At 70.0% G+C, this 17,815-nt stretch carries 22 protein-coding genes and 1 tRNA gene; 14 read left to right on the forward strand and 9 right to left on the reverse strand.

Annotated features, from left to right (window positions below; genetic code table 11):
- Window positions 1–39 precede the first annotated feature (39 nt).
- Together EJ357_RS19390 and EJ357_RS19395 are read left to right on the forward strand one after the other, a co-directional pair.
- Window positions 40–112: transfer RNA gene (locus EJ357_RS19390), tRNA-Arg, on the forward strand.
- Between the two features lie 112 nt (window positions 113–224).
- Window positions 225–572: a hypothetical protein gene (locus EJ357_RS19395; protein WP_085571756.1), complete on the forward strand. Its 348-nt coding sequence runs from the start codon at window positions 225–227 to the stop codon at window positions 570–572.
- Window positions 573–662: 90 nt separating this feature from the next.
- Here the strand turns inward: EJ357_RS19395 and EJ357_RS19400 are convergent, their stop codons facing one another.
- Both EJ357_RS19400 and EJ357_RS19405 read right to left on the reverse strand, forming a co-directional pair.
- The gene (locus tag EJ357_RS19400) at window positions 663–1,847 is read right to left on the reverse strand and encodes a tyrosine-type recombinase/integrase (RefSeq protein ID WP_228473095.1); all 1,185 of its coding nucleotides are present in this window, start codon (window positions 1,845–1,847) and stop codon (window positions 663–665) included.
- Window positions 1,848–1,901: 54 nt separating this feature from the next.
- Window positions 1,902–2,183, reverse strand: a complete 282-nt coding sequence (locus EJ357_RS19405; RefSeq protein ID WP_107485938.1) for a helix-turn-helix domain-containing protein — start codon at window positions 2,181–2,183, stop codon at window positions 1,902–1,904.
- A 468-nt stretch (window positions 2,184–2,651) separates the two neighbouring features.
- Between EJ357_RS19405 and EJ357_RS19410 the strand changes: the two genes are divergently transcribed.
- The 5 genes from EJ357_RS19410 (at window position 2,652) to EJ357_RS19430 (ending at window position 7,841) form a co-directional block, all read left to right on the forward strand.
- The gene (locus EJ357_RS19410; protein ID WP_175647442.1) at window positions 2,652–2,894 is read left to right on the forward strand and encodes a helix-turn-helix transcriptional regulator; all 243 of its coding nucleotides are present in this window, start codon (window positions 2,652–2,654) and stop codon (window positions 2,892–2,894) included.
- Window positions 2,895–3,031: 137 nt separating this feature from the next.
- Entirely contained in the window at window positions 3,032–4,291 is a 1,260-nt protein-coding gene (locus EJ357_RS19415) for a DUF3631 domain-containing protein (RefSeq protein WP_126392884.1), read from the forward strand.
- Between the two features lie 192 nt (window positions 4,292–4,483).
- A complete protein-coding gene (locus tag EJ357_RS19420; RefSeq protein ID WP_126392885.1) occupies window positions 4,484–5,314 on the forward strand; it encodes a DUF2637 domain-containing protein in 831 nt (276 codons plus the stop codon).
- Between the two features lie 185 nt (window positions 5,315–5,499).
- Window positions 5,500–6,135 (forward strand): MobC family plasmid mobilization relaxosome protein, encoded by a 636-nt coding sequence (locus EJ357_RS19425; RefSeq protein ID WP_126392886.1) that lies wholly within the window; start codon window positions 5,500–5,502, stop codon window positions 6,133–6,135.
- Complete coding sequence (locus EJ357_RS19430) at window positions 6,132–7,841, forward strand: relaxase/mobilization nuclease domain-containing protein (protein ID WP_126392887.1); 1,710 nt, start codon at window positions 6,132–6,134, stop codon at window positions 7,839–7,841. The genes EJ357_RS19425 and EJ357_RS19430 overlap by 4 nt, the downstream gene beginning before the upstream one ends.
- A 360-nt stretch (window positions 7,842–8,201) precedes the next feature.
- On the opposite strand, the gene EJ357_RS19435 is transcribed toward EJ357_RS19430, so the two are convergent.
- Together EJ357_RS19435 and EJ357_RS50760 are read right to left on the reverse strand one after the other, a co-directional pair.
- Window positions 8,202–8,756: a flavoprotein gene (locus EJ357_RS19435; protein WP_126392888.1), complete on the reverse strand. Its 555-nt coding sequence runs from the start codon at window positions 8,754–8,756 to the stop codon at window positions 8,202–8,204.
- A complete protein-coding gene (locus EJ357_RS50760) occupies window positions 8,753–8,944 on the reverse strand; it encodes a ferritin family protein (protein ID WP_085571751.1) in 192 nt (63 codons plus the stop codon). Before EJ357_RS50760 ends, EJ357_RS19435 begins: the two co-directional genes overlap by 4 nt.
- A gap of 444 nt (window positions 8,945–9,388) precedes the next feature.
- Between EJ357_RS50760 and EJ357_RS19450 the strand changes: the two genes are divergently transcribed.
- The 6 genes from EJ357_RS19450 to EJ357_RS19475 all read left to right on the forward strand — a co-directional run bounded on the left by EJ357_RS19450 (window position 9,389) and on the right by EJ357_RS19475 (window position 14,031).
- Entirely contained in the window at window positions 9,389–10,363 is a 975-nt protein-coding gene (locus EJ357_RS19450; RefSeq protein ID WP_107463573.1) for an STAS domain-containing protein, read from the forward strand.
- Window positions 10,364–10,593: 230 nt separating this feature from the next.
- Window positions 10,594–11,106: a DUF5994 family protein gene (locus EJ357_RS19455; RefSeq protein ID WP_228473096.1), complete on the forward strand. Its 513-nt coding sequence runs from the start codon at window positions 10,594–10,596 to the stop codon at window positions 11,104–11,106.
- A gap of 124 nt (window positions 11,107–11,230) precedes the next feature.
- Window positions 11,231–12,424: a PP2C family protein-serine/threonine phosphatase gene (locus tag EJ357_RS19460; RefSeq protein WP_055539107.1), complete on the forward strand. Its 1,194-nt coding sequence runs from the start codon at window positions 11,231–11,233 to the stop codon at window positions 12,422–12,424.
- A 171-nt stretch (window positions 12,425–12,595) separates the two neighbouring features.
- Complete coding sequence (locus EJ357_RS19465) at window positions 12,596–13,300, forward strand: DUF5994 family protein (RefSeq protein ID WP_055539108.1); 705 nt, start codon at window positions 12,596–12,598, stop codon at window positions 13,298–13,300.
- A 10-nt stretch (window positions 13,301–13,310) separates the two neighbouring features.
- Window positions 13,311–13,622 (forward strand): hypothetical protein, encoded by a 312-nt coding sequence (locus EJ357_RS19470; RefSeq protein WP_086698428.1) that lies wholly within the window; start codon window positions 13,311–13,313, stop codon window positions 13,620–13,622.
- A gap of 19 nt (window positions 13,623–13,641) precedes the next feature.
- A complete protein-coding gene (locus EJ357_RS19475; protein ID WP_126392889.1) occupies window positions 13,642–14,031 on the forward strand; it encodes an STAS domain-containing protein in 390 nt (129 codons plus the stop codon).
- Window positions 14,032–14,259: 228 nt separating this feature from the next.
- Here the strand turns inward: EJ357_RS19475 and amaP are convergent, their stop codons facing one another.
- The 5 genes from amaP to EJ357_RS19500 are packed head-to-tail and all read right to left on the reverse strand — an operon-like array spanning window position 14,260 to window position 16,690.
- Window positions 14,260–14,853, reverse strand: a complete 594-nt coding sequence (gene amaP, locus EJ357_RS19480; protein WP_126392890.1) for an alkaline shock response membrane anchor protein AmaP — start codon at window positions 14,851–14,853, stop codon at window positions 14,260–14,262.
- A gap of 10 nt (window positions 14,854–14,863) precedes the next feature.
- Window positions 14,864–15,553 (reverse strand): DUF6286 domain-containing protein, encoded by a 690-nt coding sequence (locus EJ357_RS19485; protein ID WP_055539111.1) that lies wholly within the window; start codon window positions 15,551–15,553, stop codon window positions 14,864–14,866.
- Entirely contained in the window at window positions 15,550–15,996 is a 447-nt protein-coding gene (locus tag EJ357_RS19490; RefSeq protein ID WP_107463575.1) for an Asp23/Gls24 family envelope stress response protein, read from the reverse strand. Before EJ357_RS19490 ends, EJ357_RS19485 begins: the two co-directional genes overlap by 4 nt.
- Window positions 15,993–16,220, reverse strand: a complete 228-nt coding sequence (locus tag EJ357_RS19495; RefSeq protein WP_055539113.1) for a hypothetical protein — start codon at window positions 16,218–16,220, stop codon at window positions 15,993–15,995. Before EJ357_RS19495 ends, EJ357_RS19490 begins: the two co-directional genes overlap by 4 nt.
- Window positions 16,221–16,258: 38 nt before the next feature.
- The gene (locus EJ357_RS19500) at window positions 16,259–16,690 is read right to left on the reverse strand and encodes an Asp23/Gls24 family envelope stress response protein (protein WP_086698432.1); all 432 of its coding nucleotides are present in this window, start codon (window positions 16,688–16,690) and stop codon (window positions 16,259–16,261) included.
- Between the two features lie 133 nt (window positions 16,691–16,823).
- Between EJ357_RS19500 and EJ357_RS19505 the strand changes: the two genes are divergently transcribed.
- Window positions 16,824–17,609 carry a hypothetical protein gene (locus EJ357_RS19505; protein ID WP_055539115.1) on the forward strand — a complete coding sequence of 262 codons (786 nt, stop codon included), beginning with the start codon at window positions 16,824–16,826 and terminating at the stop codon, window positions 17,607–17,609.
- Window positions 17,610–17,815 lie beyond the last annotated feature (206 nt).

Here is a 17,815-nt window from a genome sequence, read left to right on the forward strand (position 1 = left end):
GCCGAGGGACGTATCCGCTACGCTGTCAGGACACCTTTCGCCTTCGTAGCTCAGGGGATAGAGCACCGCTCTCCTAAAGCGGGTGTCGCAGGTTCGAATCCTGCCGGGGGCACAGCAAAGCACCAGGTCAGGAGCCCTTCCGTCCAGCGGACGGGAGGGCTCCTGCGCTTGCAGCACACATATGGCACACATGCCATGCGCGCGGACGGTGGGGAGCTGGCAGGATGCCCGTCAAGGATGATCTGGCCCGGCGCCGGCACGAGAAGTTGATCGACCGCCTTGAGTCGCTGATGCGGGCCGCGCTCAAGCCCGAGTACCAGGGCTACTACGGGCATCTGATCCTGAGCAGCGACGATCTCGCGGAGATGGGCGAGCTCAAGGACGTCCGGCGTGCCGCTCGGGAGGCGGGACGTCGTCTCGGCTGGAAGGCGACCACCCAGCTCGTAGGTGGCCGGCTCTTTGTGCTCGACGAGCGGGAGGTTCCCGAGGAGATCGAGCAGCTGGCTGGAGACACGGCCGCTGCAGCGATTGACGGGGCCTGGCAGGAAGGCCGCCGACCGCGCGGCATCTGATCCGAGGGAGCGGCGAGGGGCCGCCCCACCGCAACAGCGTGGTGGCGCGGCCCCTTCGACTACGGCTCCCCCGCACGGATTAGGCACACATCACGCGGCGCCTTCCTCCAGTGCGGCCACCGCCTCAGCGGCCTTGCGGGCCTGCCGTTCCGCCTTCTCCAATTTGGCCTTCGCCTTGGCCAGCTGCTTGGCGCGGCGCTTGTGCATCTTCTTCGACACCTCGTCCAGACGGTCCGGGAAGAGGTGGCCATACGTGTCCAACGTCAGGGTCGCGGACTTGTGGCCCAGCATCGTCTGTACGACGTTGACGTCCGCGCCGCTGGCGATGGCCAGCGAAGCCGCCGTGTGCCGCAGCTTGTGCGGGGTGACGTTGAGGTGCCCCAGCCCGGCCTTCACGACCGCTGGCGCGAAGAACCGCTGACGGAAGTTACGGGCACGCAGCGGGCCTCCCTGAGGGGCGGTGAAGAGCAACTCTTCATCTCCCCGGCCCTGGACGTGGGGCTTCAACTCCTCTGCCAGGAACCGCGGGATCGGTACCGACCGGCGCTCGTGGTTCTTGGGGGTGTCGAGGTAGAGCTTGCCGTTGTCCTCAGCGTACGCCTCGACGATGTGCGCTCGGCAGGCGTCCAGGTCCACGCGACCCACCTTCAGCGCGGACGCCTCGCCCCACCGCAGGCCGGTGTAGGCCAGCAGCAGGATGAACACCCGGTAGGCGCCCGACGCGTTGGCCAGCGCGTCGACCTGCATGTCATCGAGGTACACGTGGTCGGCCGGCACCGCCTTCGGCAAGGGCACGCCGACAGCCGGGTTGACCGCCAGACGACGAGCCTTGACCGCGTAGCCGAGAACGCGGCTGAGGACGACGTACGCCTTGCGGACCGACCGAGGGCTGAGCTTCCTGCCGCCTGCCGCCTCGCCGGACAGCAGGTCCGCGAGCCACTCGGCGATGTCCTCGAAGTGGATGCGGTCCAACGGTGTGGTGCCCCACCTGGGGATCACGTGGACGTCGAGAACGCCGCGATAGCGGCCCCGGGTCGAACGCTTGAGATGGATCTGCGCGGCCAGCCAGGACTCCGCCACCTCTGCGAATTTCACGCGTGCGGCTGCGGGATCGCGGTAGGAGCCGTCGTTGAGACGGGACTCCATCCTTGTCCGCTCCGCCTCGGCGTCGACCTTGCGGGCGAAGGTCTTCATCTTCGGCTTGCCATCGGGGTCGTACCAGCGCACGCGGTACCGCCCCGGCGGCGTACGGCCCGCCCGCTTGGCTTCCGCCACGGCCCGTACGTACGTTCCGTGCCCGATACGGTCCTCAATCCAGACCCGCGCCAACTAGCACCCCCTCCGGTCATTACTGGACACCGACGGGAGCGGCAGGAGCAGGGCCATGGGAGGAACACCGAGCGCGGTGGCGATGGCGACGAGGTCGTCGACATCGCAGCGTCGGTGGGCGCGTTCGGTTCGGCTGAGGGCGGTGTTGGACATCGGGCGGCCCAGCGCGGTGCAGCGGGCGGCGAGCTGGTGCTGGGTCAGGCTGCGCACGAGGCGTAGGTGCTCGATGGCGCGGGCGGTGTGGAGGCCGGCGGGGCCTATTTCGACAGGTCGGGTTGCCATGACAGGTAGCTGTAACTTGCATCCGGCCGTCATGGCAAGAGTTAGTTCTTAAACTCTATAAAAGTCGCCCGGGGGCGAAGTGGTGTTCGTCTCGCCGAATTCCGGTACATCACGAGCCTTTTCAGCGGAGAGGCCGTGCTATCTTCCCTCCGCATCATGGAGATGGGCGATTTGAGCGACTATCAGACATAGTGTCCGGTAGGCTGACCGCGCCACTGATGACTGCTGGGCGCTATCTCTGAGCTGCGGAGGTACCGGATTCCGACCCCTCTGCCAGCCGTTGCGCCACAGAAAAATTCCAGGCTCTGCGGGAGCGATTTCGGCAACCGGGGATCCGCCCTTACTGTTTGGTCTCCCCCGGCCACGCTGAGAGAAGTAGTACAGAGTTTCAGAACTAACTCTGGACTTTTCCCTTGGCGGTGTGGCTGTGTTGTCCAGGCCCGTTGTTCAAGACCGAAAAGGAGCCCTGTGCCGAAGACCTCTCCCCGCAGTACCAACGTCCCTGTCGCCACCGCAGCTGCCCAGCGCGGCCCGCTGGCCACCCCTGCGGAGGTCGCCGCCTACCTCGGGGTGCCGGTGAAGACCCTCTACCAGTGGAAGTACCGGGGCATCGGCCCCAACGTGCACAAGGTCGGCCGCCACCTGCGCTACCGCTGGCACGAGGTGGACGCCTGGCTGAACGCCCAGGCCACGTACGACCTCGTGGTCTGACGCCGCCCTTTCAGGGACAGCGAAACGGCTCTCGGCGAGCCACCACCGAGAGCCGCACAGTCCCTGCCCCATCGCCCCTGAATGACCGATCCGGTGGGCCGGGCCTTGCCCGTCCGGCCCACCAGGGAGGAACGCCTGTGGACGAACCTACGTCCTCCACCACCCCTACCGCATCCCCGACGCCCACCTGGCCGCCCGTCGCCGTCCCCGGCCAGGCAGCTCCCGCAATACCCGAACCCTCGCCCGCCGAGGACGAGAAGCCTCCCCAGGCTCCAGAGGGCGCCGCCTTGCTGGACGAGCTGCGGGAAGCCATCGCCCGGTACGTGATCCTGCCCAGCAGCGAGGCGCTGACCGCCGTCACACTGTGGGTCGCGGCCACGCACATCCAGCCCGCCCTCCAGCACGCGCCTCGTCTCGCGGTGGTCGGACCGGCGAAACGGTGCGGCAAGTCCCGCCTGCTGGATGTGATCACGGAGACCGTGCGCGAGCCGCTGATCACGGTCAACACCAGCCCGGCGGTCGTCTTCCGCGCCATCGGCGATGACCCGCCCACCCTGCTGGTGGACGAGGCCGACACCATCTTCGGCAGCATCAAGGCCGCCGAGAAGAACGAGGAGCTGCGCGGCCTGCTCAATGCCGGCCACCAGCGCAACCGGCCCGCCCTGCGCATCTCCGGGCCCGAGCACAAGCCTCAGGCGTTCCCCACCTTCGCCATGGCAGCGCTCGCCGGCATCGGGGATCTACCGGACACGGTCATGGACCGGGCGGTGGTGATCCGCATGCAGCGCCGCAAGGATGGTGAGCGGGTCGAGCAGTTCCGCTCCCGCCGCGACATCCCGACCCTGCACGGCCTGCGCGACCGGCTGACCGCCTGGCTGCGCCCCCTGATGGACACCGCAGCGGACTTGGTACCGCCGATGCCGGTGCAGGACCGGGCGGCAGACACCTGGGAACCGCTCGTAATCGTCGCGGAACTGGCGGGCGGCACCTGGCCCGAGGAGGCCCGCGCCGCGTGTGCGTCCATGTGCGCGGCCGAGGCAGGCAAGGACGACGAGTCGAACCTGAAGACCCGCCTGCTGCAGGACATCCGGCGCGCCTTCGCACGCTGCGGTGATCCCGACATCATGCGCACCCGGGACCTGCTGGACGAACTCCTCAAGGACCAGGAGGCGCCGTGGGCCGAGTACGGCACCGCCGGCCTGAGCCCACGCCACCTGGGCATCCTCCTCAAGGACTTCGATATCAAGGCCGCCACTCACCGCTTTGAAGGCGGCCAGCAGGCCAAGGGCTTCGCCCGCCTCCGCTTCGCCGACGCCTGGGCCCGCTACTGCCCCGAGGAGCCGACGCCCGACAGCGGCGACGAGAGCACCGCCCCCGGCCCGGGCCTGCACTCGTAAAGACTCGTCGCACTCGTCGCGTCGCAGGTCAGCCCCGCGACGAGTGTCGTCGCCGTGACGAGTCCACTCGTATCACGCCAACCTTCCGTACCTGCTGTGACCAGGCACGCGACGAGTGCGACGAGTGCGCACCCCCTCCCACCAGCCTCACTCGGTGCCCATGGCACCCGCTCCCCGCCTGGAGTACCCCGCTTGCCTTCACGCACCGCCCAAGCTCCCTCGCCAGTACTGACCGCAGCGATCCGCCTCGGGGTCGCCCTGGTCGGCACGATCGGCTTCGCCCTCTCCTACGACGCTCTGCGGCAGATGGCCGTCGCCATCCACGTCCGCGGAATCCTCACGTACGCCTTCCCCCTGGTGATCGACGGTTTCATCGCCATCGGCGTCGCCGCCCTGCTCATCCTGCGCACCGCACCCTGGCGCTCCCGGCTGTACGTCTGGGCACTCGTCGGCATCGCCACGATCACCAGCATCTGGGCCAACGCCCTGCATGCCGTCCGCCTCAACCAGCAGGCTCACACCACCGGGCTCCACCTGGACGACGTCACCGTCGGCGCCCTGTCAGCCATCGCCCCGCTGGCACTGGCCGGAGCCGTCCACCTTGACCTGGTCATCCGCCGCCACCCCACACGCCACGTTCAAGAGGTCGCCACCGCAAAGAGCCACAACGCCCCTGGCTACGGCCACAACCACACCGACTACGCCGAGCCGACTCCGTCATCCGAGGGCAACGCCGGTCTGCCAGAGCAAGCAGAGATGCCCGATGTGGCCGGTCGCCCCCGCGACGTGGTGCGGGACGCCGCCAATGTGCCGCAGGCTCGGAAACCGCTCGCCACGGCAGAGGGCCACGAACGCGACGTCACCTTCGACGAACTCCTCGCCCTCGCCCGCACGGCACCGCTGGGACGCGGAGGCCGCGCGTCACGCCGCAACATCGAGGCGGCGATACGAGACGCCGGCTACCGCATCGGCAAGGACCGCCTGACCCGGATCAAGGACTGGGTGCAGGCCGAACTCGACTAGGCCGCCAGCCAGTGGCGGGCCGAGCCCGACAAGGAACCCGCCAACGCCCTCTGAGGCTCCCAGCAGCACCCACCACCCTGCGAACTCGACTTCTCTCGCTCGTCCCCGCGCTGACCAGTACGGGGACGAGCCAGCCGTCGAATCGCGTCACCGTCGCACCGCAACACCACATGGAGAACCGCTCTATGCCCGACCTCCACAATGAACTCCCCACCAGCCAGCAGGAGGTGACCACCGCCGTCACCCAGCCAGCAAGGTATGACGTTGGACCGTCCAAGGGCCGGTCCAACGCGGACACCTCCGCCCCGGGGGTGGCGGAGGACTTCGGGCACCAGGGGGTGCCCGAGGAGGAGGCACCCGCCGACGCAGCCGAGCAGTCGCCCGCCGCCAGCGCCGACGAAGTCACCTTGCGTCGTCTCGCTCGCCGCCGTTCCCGCGAGGACGTCCAGCGCAAAAAGCGTGTCGACGTCCGCTACAGCGTCGACGAGAAGACCCGGATCCTCACCCGGGCCCGTGAGATGGGCATCGCCGGCGCCCACCTCGTCGGCGCCGTGATCATGGCCTACCTCGATGGCGATCTCACCGTGGGCCTGGCCGGGCAGCGCACCCAGCTCGATGATTGCCTCGACAAGCTCGACGCCCTGCGGGCCGAGGTCGCCCGCATCGGCAACAACGTCAACCAGATCGCCCACCGCCTCAACGCCGGAGGGGATCCACACCCTGTGGACACCGCCGTCCTCGCGCAGACCGAGCGCACCCTGGACGCAGTCCGCGCCGCGATCGGCGACATCGCGCAGACCATGAACCACGCTGCCCAGTGATCGCCAAGATCGGCAGCGGCAAGGACACCGCCGGCCTGATCCGGTACCTGTTCGACACGAAGAAGGCCAAGGACCACACCGACCCGCACCTGATCGCCTCCTGGGACGGCTTCGCACCCGACCCAGGCCGCGCCGACGACTTCGACGCCACAAAGAAGCGCCTCGTGGCCGACCTCGACCTGCGGGTCAAGCAAGCCCGCCGACTGGGCCGGGTACCCGAGCGGCACGTGTGGCACTGCTCGGTACGTGCCGCCCCCGGCGACCGGCACCTCACCGACGCCGAGTGGGCGGACATCGCGCGCCGCATTGTGGCGGCCACCGGGATCGCGCCACAAGGCGACCCCGACGGGTGCCGTTGGGTCGCCGTACGCCACGCCGACGACCACATCCACATCGCCGCCACCAAGGTCCGAGGAGACCTGAGCACCGCCCGCCACTGGAACGACTACCTGAAGGCCGACAAGGAACTCGCCGCCATCGAGAAGGAATACGGACTCCTGCAGGTCGTGCGCGGCGACCGCACCGCCACCAAGCGCCCCACCCGCGCCGAGATGGAGAAAGCCCGCCGCGCCGGCACGACTCGGACCTCCCGCGAGCGCCTGCGCACCACCGTCCGCCAGCTGGTGTCCATCGCCACCAGCCCGGAGGAATTCCTCCACCTGCTCGACGGCGTCGAAGGCGTCCTCGTCGATGTTCAGCACTTTCCCTCCGGCGACGTACGCGGGTACAAGGTCGCCGTGGCAGGCGACACCAACGCCGCCGGCGAGCCGATCTGGTTCTCCGGCGCCAAACTCGCCCCCGACCTGTCCTTCCCCAAGATCCGCGAACGCCTCACCGCCATCGAGGCTCCGCCCGCAGCGGAGCCGGGCAGCCGGCGCAGGCCCAACCCCTGGTACCAGGCCACCGCCGCGGCTGAGCGCATCCCCCACCACCTCGACCACGGTGACGACGCGGCAGCCCAGGCCCACATCGCAGCCTTTGGCGAAGCCATCGATGTCCTGCCGCTGCTCGCCCCCAGCCACCTGCGGCCACAGCTGCAACAGGCCGCCACAGCGTTCGAACGCGCCACCCGCTCCCGCATCCGCGCCCAGCAGGACCAGGCACGCGCCCTCCGGGGCGCCGTCCGCGCGCTGCGCACCGTGCCGGTCACCGGTGACGGGTCCGGGCTGGCGATGTTCCTCGACATCGCCGTGCTCGTCATCTTCGCCACAGCCCGCTGGCACCAGGCTCGCCAGCACGACCAGCAGGTCGCCGCCGCCCACCAGGCCCTGGTCCACCTGCAGGCCGTCTACCAACAGGCTGCTGCCGAGCCACTGGCCGCCCTGGCCCAGCGCCAACCACCGGCCCGCACCATGGAGCGGCACGCCCAGCGGATCCTCGTGATCGTGCCCGAACACGCTCAGCAGATCCTCGACGACCCCGCCTGGCCGGCACTGGCCGCCGCCCTGACCGAAGCCGAGACCGCCGGCCACGATCCCGAGCTGCTCCTCCAGCATGCCGCCCGCCAGCGCACCCTGGACGACGCCCGCTCCACCGCCAGGACCCTCACCTGGCGCATCCAACGCCTCGCCGCCCGGCAGGCCCCCAGCGCCCGAGCACGAGCCGCCCAAGCCCGCACGAGCGTTGCAGCACGAACGGCACAGCGTGGCCAGACCCCACCGAGCCCTTCGCAGCCTGGGCCTGCGGCACCTTCTCGACACCGGTAATTCCGGCACTGACGGCCTCGCGCGCGAGGCCGTCAGCAGGAGGAAGGCACCTGTCCCGTTCACCCCCAGGTTTCCCACACCGCTGACACCACACAACGGGCGCTTGGCCGGTCCAGGACGGGCGCGGGTTTCCTGAGTGAACATTCGCGCGTTTCCTGAGTGAACGCTCTGGTGTTTCCTGAGTGAACGGTCTTTACCCGGGGGACCCCCTCCTACTTCCGGATCAGCTCGCCTCGGCAGCAGCCCAGCACGTCCGCACGAGGAGGAGTGATTGCCTCGCTCCCCGGTGACCTCGTCGGCAGCCTGGCGAACGGGCGTCGACGATGATCACTGCGGCCCGTCTCCGGTGAAGGAACCGCGTCACCGCACCGTGCTGACCAGAGGCTCCAGCAACTCCAGCGCTTCCTCCCAGCGGAAGCGATCCGCCGCGCCACCGGCCCTCGGCCGGTGCGGTTCGCACGAGCCGATCAGGACGCCCATCCCCTGCAGACGGTCCAGGCTCTGCTGATAGGCAGGGTGGGCGGCCTGGGCTGAGTTCAGGTAGGGCAGTGCCACGGTCGGGATGCCCATGCCGTACGCCTCGCACAGGATGCCCAGGGCGAGGGTGTCTGAGATCCCGGCGGCCCACTTGTTGATCGTGTTGAACGTGGCGGGAGCGACGGCGATCGCGTCCGCCGGAGGCAGGGGGCGCGGGTCTCCCGGTGATCGCCAGGCGGAGCGGATCGGGTAGCCGGTCTGTGCCTCGATCGCCTTGGCGTCGATGAAGTCGAGTCCCTGCGGTGTGGCGATGGCGCCGACGTCCCAGTGCGCCTCCTGGGCGGTGGTGATGAGCTTGCCGACGTCACGGGCAACACCTGCCGCGCACACGACGACGTACAGGAAGGGCTTCTTGTCCGGAGCGGTCGGCTCGGTCACGCGGGGACTCCCAGTTGGCGGCTGAAGTGGTGCAGTTCCGGCAGGGTACGACGGCGGTCGCGGGCGGCCATGTCGGCGACCAGGTTGCGGACGTCGGGACGGCGGATGTCCTGGGCTGCGGCGTGCTGCTGCTGGTAGCTGGCCGGGGCGCCGCAGGTCGTGAGGAAGACGAGCTTGCCGAAGGTCATGCCGTCTCAAAACCTGATCTTCAGACGCCGTGTCGTCGGGGCAAGTCCGCCCGCGCTGCAGGCTGCCTTACGGGAGGGGACACGCTGGAGGTGGCCTTGGCAAGCCGGGCCTGGCGCGAACCCATGCGCTCGTACTCGCGGCAGAGCCCGGACCGTGGGGGCGGCCCGTGAGGTGATGCGGCCCCTACCGTGCCGCGCGCCCGTCGAAGCAGCCGCTTCCGGTTGCGGCCGACGTACGGTTGAAGTACCGAGGGCACCACGCACTCCGGCCGCCCCGCCGGGTCGTCCTCGGCGAGAGACGAACCCCGGGCCGCCCCAGTGGTCGGCGCGGAGACGGGTCGGCATCATGTCCGCCGCGGTCGAAGCAACTCCGCGCAAGCTCATCATGGCAGGGGCCGCGCTGAACACCCGTGCAGGTCCGCAACCCCGCCGAGGGGAGGCGTGATGGCCTTTGCCCGGCTGGACATCCATCGGCGGAACCGAGGAGAGCGGACGCTCGTCACGCTTGCCGGCGACATCGGGCCGGCCACGACGCCGCTGCTGCGGGCCGCAGTGGAGCAGTGTCTGCTGGACGGTGTCACCGTGATCGACATCGATATGACCACGGTCGGCTCCTGCGACGCCAGGGGCTTGGACGTCCTCCTGTCGGCATCACGGCGCGCCAGCCGGGTCCACGCTCGCCTGCGGCTGCACCATCCGTGCGCGCAGATCACCCGGCTCCTCGATACCACCGGATCGACTTCGCTGCTCCTTACGGCCCCCGTGAGTCCCGTGCCGCCCGCCGCATCCGGCGACCTCATGAGTACCGCGACGCGGGCGCCCGAGGACCCCGCTCGTCGGCCGGATCAGCCGGTCCTCAGGGACGGGATCCGCCTTCGACGGCTGACCCGCTGGCAGGCAGAAGACATGCGCGAGGACATCGCGGACCTGGCTGCGGAGTCCGTCGCGGGCACCGCCGGCGAGGCGTACCACGACCGTGGAGACTTCCTGCACCGCTTGGCGGTCACCGCCCACCGCCCTGGCTTCGCCCTGCTGGTCGCAGAAACGACGGTGCTGATCGGTTGCGCCTTCGGTTATCCGGTGGACCCTGACGGCTCCGACCGCCGGTGGTTCGACGGAACGCTCCAGGAGATCATCCAGCGGCTCACCTCCCGCGCACGGTTCGTCGTCCTCACCCAGGTCGTGGCCCATCCGCACGCTCAGCACCGCGATATCGCCCGCCGCCTGCAACAGCGTCTGCTCACAGACCTGCGGTCCTCCCTCGGGGTCACCCTGCTGCATCCTGCCGACCAGGCAGGACAAGCCGCCTTCTCGTCCTGGGGCTGGCAGAACATGGGCGAGGTGGTCGGGCTGCCCGGCCCCGTCGCCCCCTGTGTGTTGACCCTGTCTTCCGAAGGGCAGCCCTCGGCACGCCGATGATTCGGCAGAGGAGCGATGAGCCGGCGGTCGTACGCGGCCCGGGCCGCCACGCCACCCGTCGTCCGCCGTACGGACGTGTCTCGACGCGATGGCTGCGCGCCACGCCGCCCGCCACAGCCGGGAGTAGCCTGACAGGTACCGAGAACTGTCGGGCGCACGACCACGGCGGCGCCGTTCCCGGCGAGTGACAGACACGGGCAGCCGGAAACCGCCCGGATCGGGATCGCACGATGAACGCCATCACCAAGTCCGCCAAAGGTACGGCCCCAGGTGACGGACACTCCTACCGGATGCCCTTGCCCCGGCTGCGCCTCACGCCGGATGTCAGCCATGGCCCGCTGGACGGCGCATGGTGGCCGCGCTGCGACGCACTGGAACTGGAGCTGCCCGCGCTGGTCGGCTCCTTGGATCCGAGCATCGGCACCATCACGCGCGTGACCGTGGGTACCGCCGCCTGGCCAGATGCCCCGCAGGAGGTGATGGCACCGGGGCATGTGATCGAGGTGGCCCTGAGCAACGGGGCGGCCGAGATGCATGCCATCACCGTGGACTGCGGCACCGTGGGGCGCTGGGAACTGCTCGTGGTCCCACCGGACGAACCGGCCGGAACGGCAGCCCTGCTGCTGACCGCCGCCTCCGACCCCGAGAACCCCTTGTCCGCCCCGCGCCTGCTGGCACTCGCCGAGAGCGGCCTCGACGGACAGGACACATGGGAGTCGGAAGGAGGAGCCGGACCCAGGTAAGCAGCCCGACCCGGCCTGCCACGCGTACCCGGCGGGCCCGGGCGTCCACGACCCCGTGATGGAGCCATGGCACCGACAGATCCCTTGTCATACCGGCCCGCCCCTGACCATGGCGGGTGAGGGGATGACGGCAGGACGGCGCGCGGACCGCTCCGAGAGCTTCGGAGAAGCTCTCCTCGGAGAGATCCTCGACAGCGCGCACGAATTGCCGCCCCATCTCATCGGGCCCCTGATCGCTGACGTGGTGGACCGGCTCGGTGGCCGCCGACCGCAGGTGCTGTTGCAGGACTACGGCCAGCTGCTGCTCGTACCGCTGCCCGGTGAGGGCCTCACGGGCGGGGAACCTCAGGTGATCGACGACTCCGAGGCGGGCCGCTGCTTCCTCGACGCGGTCCCCGTGGAGGTGCCCCGGGAGGACGGCGTCCGGGTCCACCTGCCCCTGCTGGACGGCGGTGACCAGGTGGGGGTCATGGTCGTGACGCTGGACAGCGTCGACGACCACGACCGCCGCCTGCTGCTCAGAATCTCCGGCCTGGTGGCCGACCTGCTGGTGACCAAGCACGGCTACTCCGACCTGTTCTTCGGCGTCCGACGCGGCGAGGCGATGAGCGTCGCCGCGGAGATCCAGTGGTCGCTGCTGCCACCGCTAGCGATGATCATGCCCCGGGTCGCCGTCGCCGGGATCCTGGAACCCGCCTACGACGTGGGCGGTGACAGCTTCGATTACGCGCTCAACGATGACGTCCTCCACGTGGCCATGATCGACGCGATGGGCCACGGACTGGACGCGGCCACGATGGCCACCGTGGCCATCGGCGCCTACCGCCACGCCCGCCGGGCCGGCATCGGACTGCCGGAGATCTACGACTTCATGGACCGCGCCGTGGCAGAGCAGTTCGGTCCCGAGCACTTCGTCACCGCACAGATGATGCAGCTGGACACGACGACGGGACGGGCGCAGTGGATCAACGCCGGGCACCCGTCGCCGATCCTCGTCCGCGACCACCGCGTCGCACAGCGTCTGGTCGCCCCGACGACCCTTCCCGTCGGCCTGGGTGGTTCGGTGCCTCGGATCAGCGAGCTGGGGCTAGTGCGCGGGGACCGCGTCCTCTGTTTCACCGACGGAGTGGTCGAGGAGCACAAGAGCGGTGGGGAGGAGTTCGGGGAGGACCAGCTGATCGACTGCGTGAACCAACTGGAGAGGACCGGGCGCGGCATCCGGGCGGTGACGCGATCCCTGTCCCACACGCTCAAGCAGGCGAGGGGCGGGCGGACCAGCGATGACGCGACCCTGCTCATGGTGGAGTGGCGCGGCTGACCTCTCACTCCCGCCGTCCGACACCGTTGTGCCGGCCGCGCCCGGCGGCGACGGCCCTTCAACCCGAAGGACGGGAGCTCCCGGCACGCGCTGACACTGCCGGGAGATCACCCGGCCGGTACTCCACTCCATGTGGCCACTGCTCCGCGCCGCAGCGAAACGCGGAGTAGTGTGGACAGTACCGAGGGCATTTCGCACACCGGCTTCCACGCCGGGTCGTCCCCGGCGAAAGATGAAACCCGGGCCGCCGCAGAGGCGGCCCGGAGACGGGTCCGCATCATGTCGGCGACCTTGTACTCCACTCTGCCGCACCCCGAGTCCGTCGCAGCCCCGGCCGCGCGTCTCGCACTGAAGACCGAGAGCCCCTCCCGCGGACTCCTGGACGGAGCCTGGTGGCCCCGCTCCCGTGATCTGCTGAGCGAACTGCCGGCACTCACCGACGTGTTGGATCCCCTGTGGGGCCGCATCACCCGCATCGCCGTAAACCCGGAACACTGGCCGGTCATCCCCCGCACGGTTCCCGTGGACGGCCACATCGTCAAGGTCGGCTGGTTCACCCCGGAGATCGACCCGCACAAGCTGCTGCTGCTCTCCTACGGCACCGGCCGCTGGGATCTCCTGGTCATCCCGCCCGAGACCGGGGCGGAGTCTGCGGCCCGGCTGATGGCTGCCGCGTCCGACCACGACGGCCCGCCCCTGACCGCGAGCGCGCTCATCGCCGCGGACGAGGCCCGGCACGGCGTCTTGGCGGCCGACCAGCCACTGGACCCGGGCGAGGCATGGGAGTACGAGGGCGGCGCCTCCGCGGTGTCCGTAGCCGTTCCCCCGCAGACCGGTCCGCCCGGCCGGGCCAGCCGGCTGATCATCGGTATGTGAGGTGGCCGCCATGAACGCCTTCCTGACAGCCGCCGCTTTCGTGGTCCTCATCGCAGCGGCGGCGTACGTGATCCACCGGCTCGGCCTCCAGCACGCCGACAGGATCGCCGCGTACCGGTACAGCACCCCCCGGCCCGGCCGCCGCGGCCGCTGCCTGCCGCAGCCGTACCGGGCACCACGAGTGAGCATCCGGGCGCCCCACCGGCCGCCCGGCCGCGCCTCGGTACCGTCGGCTCAGTCCGCGGCGACGCGTGCCCGGGGTGTACACCCGGGCCCCGGACCGGGCGGGAAGCGGCCGGGACCCGTGGACCGAGGCATCTGAGCATCCGAACCGAGGCGTCATGACTCTTCCGCAGCTGAACATCTACCGGCACGACCGGGACAGGCGGGCACTGGTCACCCTGGCCGGTGTGATCGACCCCGCCACCGCGCCCCAGGTGCGCGCCGTTCTGGAGCGGTGCCTGCAGGACGGCATCACCCTCATCGACGTCGATCTGACCACCGTCGACCGCTGTGACAGCAGCGGCCTGCGCGTCTTCCTCGACGTGTCACGGCACGCCGCCGAGACTCACGCGTCCCTGCGGCTGCACCACCCCTCCCCGCAGACCGAACGACTGCTCATGGACACGGGCTCCGACCGTCTGCTTCGTACGACGAGGCCAGGAGGGGCGCGGCCTCAGCGGGCCGGGCGCCGAGGAGATCGCCACACGGAGCGGGCCGCCGCCAGGTAGAGCAGATCGGCGATGAGGAGCAGTACACCGGCGGAGGTCAGATAGAGCATGCCGTCGACGCCCGCCCCGATGGCGCAGAGCGATTCCGGCGACGAGCAGGGTCAGGAACAGGACCATGCGGAATGCCTCCCTGGAGAGAACCGCGGCGTAGATGACTTTGGGGCAGTCGTGAAGACCTGCCCTGCGAGCCAGACCGTGTCCCCCGTTGGGAGTCAGGCCCTGTGGATCTCAGCCGACGCGTCGTGCGCGGTGGCGGACTTCCTTGAGTCGGACCTTCGAGGGGAGGCGGTCCAAGCCGGCCGAGTCCCGCGCGTGCGTGAGTGTTTCCCGGCTCAGTCGCCCCAGAGTCCACGCTGGATCCGCATGAGGCTCCAGCAACAGCCGCACGCGCGCAGCCGGAGCGGAGCTTCGGCCCGTCAGCCGTGCATGCGCCCCCGAGACCCCGTCCAGGGCCTGCGCCTCTTCCTCGATCACGTCCTCCAGTGCGCCGCCGTCGAGCCGGGCCGCCGCCCCGTCCCCGCTGTCGACGAGGACGCCGCCCAGGCGGCGCCTGCGCTGTGCGAGGAGCCACCACAGCAGCAGGACCAGCAGCACCGCGAGCACCGCGATGACGGTCGGCCACCACCAGCCTTCCTCCCGCCACCGGGTGCGTCCCTCGGTTCCCAGCACCACGTCGTCCGGCCCGCGGAAGGGCCACCAGCCCGGCATGCCGAAGTCCCAGCGGCGCGGCAGGTCCAGCCCGCCCAGCAGCACACCGCCGCCCAGAGCGAACAGTCCAAGGCCGTGAAGCCCCAGCAGCACCCGGTTCACCGTCCTGAGCATCAGGATCACCTCAGCCCTTCTTCGGACGCCGGACGCGCACGGTCAGCGTGGGTTGCCGGGCGAGTCCCAAGGACGTCACGGCTTGGCCCAGCTCGCTGTCCAGGTCCGCGCGGACGTCCTCGAGTTCGCGGAAATGGGCGCGCGCCCGGGCTTTGACCTTCCGGCGGCCGACAGCGACGCGTGCCGACTGGACACCGGGCACCTGCACGGCCCGGTCGCGCAGAACCAGGGCGGCCGCGCGGCGGTCGAGCCCGGCGCGGACCTCCCCTGTCCCAGGGATACCGGTGGGCTGGCGCATGGGCAGCAGCCTGCGCAGTCCCGGCGTCACCGCCAGCAGGAACAGCCACAGGCCGAGGGCCATCGCCACTGCGGCCCCGACGATCACCCAGATGTCATCCAGTGGCCGTGTGGCCAGTTCCTCGGCGAGCCGCAGCCGCCAGCGCATCGCAGACCGACCTGCCCGGACCGAGACCACGTCGTACAGGAGCAATCCGATGGCCGCGGCGGACAGCAGGGCCACCACGGCCGCGGGAATCCGCCGCGTTGACCAGAAACGGCGCGCCGACCGGCCTGGTTCATCGATCGCTGCCGTCGCGCCCGAGCCCGCCCCCGGGGTGCCGTCGGCGGACGGAGCTGCCTGTCCGGGTTCGGGGGGAAGGTCGCTGTCACCGGTCGGCTGCCGCCAGGTGTTCGCGCTCATCTCACCCTCTCCTGGTCCGTGTGGCGCGTATGCACCGAGTGCAGCCTCTCGACCGACACCGCAAGGTCGGACACCTCCATGCCGGCCCATGTCCTGAGCCGTTCGGTAACCTCCCGGCGCACTGCGGCGCACTGCGCCCCGATGTCGGACGGATAGCCGAGCTCGACGGTGATGCGCATCCGTGCCTCGCCGAGCGCCGCCTGCCGTCCGCCGGCAGCCTCGGCGCCTCGTCCTGCGGTATCCCGCTCCGGTGCCCGCCGCACGGAAGTGGTCACGCGTGGCATCCGGCGGCCGGGTGGTACGTGGTCGACCGAGTCGGTGAACCGGCTCAGCGCCTCGCGCGCCACGTGGGAAGCGATCTTCGCAACGACCCGGTCGGCGATGGTGATCGCACCACGCTCCCCACGGGGAATGCCCGGACGCCGATTGGCTTCACCGGTCACTGCCGCCAGTCTCCCCGTGCCCGTCGCCGGTCATCTCGGATCCGCTCCTGCCGGTCCCGGCGGCGGACGAAGTCGCCCGGTTCGAGATCGCCTTCCATGAACCGCCCGACCACGAGTCCGACGACACCCAGCCCCAGCACCAGCAGGAAAGCCCAGAAGTCACCGAAATACGCGGCGAAACCCAGCGCCATCCCGGCCATCAGGCCCACCACGGCTCTGCTCATCACGCGCTCCTTCGCTCACGCGGGCTGCTGCGCCCCGGCTACTGGATCCGCTGCCGCTCTTCCCCTTCGTCCTCCTCGTCGGGGAGCTTCACATCGCTGACCGTGATGTTGACTTCGACGACTTCGCGATCCGCCATCCGCTCCACCGCGGAGATCACGTTCTCCCGCACCTCACCGGCCACGTCCGTGATGGAGACGCCGTAGTCGACGACGATCTCCAGGTCGATGGCCGCCTGCTTCTCTCCGACCTCGACGCTGACCCCGCGTGTGACGGACTTGCCGCTGCCTGCGCCGGGCATCCGCTCCCGCATGGATCCCATTGAGCGCGCGAATCCGCTGCCCAGGGCATAGACGCCGCGCACGTCCCGTGCTGCCATTCCGGCGATCTTCTCCACCACCACATCGGCGACCGTCGTCCGGCCACGAGAAGCGGGAGCGCCACTGCGCCTTACGGCGGTGATCTCGGTCATCGGGATATTCCTCCCTTAGAGGCCCACCTGGCTATCTTTTATACAATTATATTTACATTAGGGCGCATTGCCGGAATTGAACACTGCGAGGCACGAGGGTCCGACAAGTCACCTGAAAGAGGGTGCGAGGCCGGTGAAGACCGAAGCAGGGACGCAGGCGGTACGGCACCAGTTCGGCCTGGGCCGGCTGCTCCCGCTGGGCGGGCCCGCCGACGGGGCTTGGATCACCGAGCAAGCGGCCGTCCAGACCCTCAGGCGGGCCGCGAACGAGATTCCCGGGGTGCGGCTGGAGTCTCTGCGCATCGGGCCGGCGCCGCTCGAATCCGTATCCGAGCCGGCCGTCCGTCCGCCGGCCAGCGCGATGCCGCCGGGCCCGCTCAGGATCGAAGCCGCCTTTTCGGCATCACTCGGGGAGCCACTGCCCGAAACCGCCGACCAGTTGAGGAGCAGACTGCTGGACACGGCCGCTCGACGGCTCGGCCTGGCCACCGTGGCAGCCGACCTGCGCGTCACGGATCTCCATGAGGCCCCGCAGACAGCTACGGAGACGCGGACCGTTGTGAGATCCATGACGCTCACGCCGCAAAGCACAGCCGCAGCAAGGACCGCAGCCGCACGGAGCTCGCTCCCCGTGACCGGAGCGGGCTCCCCGCGAAGGCCCGTCGGGGATCTGGCGGACGTCGCAACGGGTGTTCCGGGCGTCGCCGGCCTCACCACCGTGCTGGGGAGCCGCCCGGTCAAGATGGAGGACCATGCCGACCCACCCGGCCGGCGTGTCGAGGTCCACCTCGCGGTCGCCCCTGGACACCATCCTCTGGAAGTCGCGCGCACCGTCCGGGCCGCCGTGGCCGACGCGGCGACCACCGACGCCCCGGGCCCGGTCACCGTTGCCGTCCTCATCACCGAGACCGCGGCTTGACCGGACAGGCGTCGAGCACTCATCAGCGATCAGCAGATCCGCTTCACCGGCCGGAGTCGGTTCTGTCTGCCGACATGCACGCGGACCGCTCCGGAGGCCCCGTCTGACACGGTGTGAGACGCCTGCGGCGGGGTATCCGCTAGAAACAGAGGGCCTGCGCAGCAGCCGCTGACGGACGAAGCAGACGCCTCCCAGCTCCGTGGTCG

The organism is Streptomyces cyaneochromogenes (assembly GCF_003963535.1).
GTDB lineage: Bacteria > Actinomycetota > Actinomycetes > Streptomycetales > Streptomycetaceae > Streptomyces > Streptomyces shaanxiensis.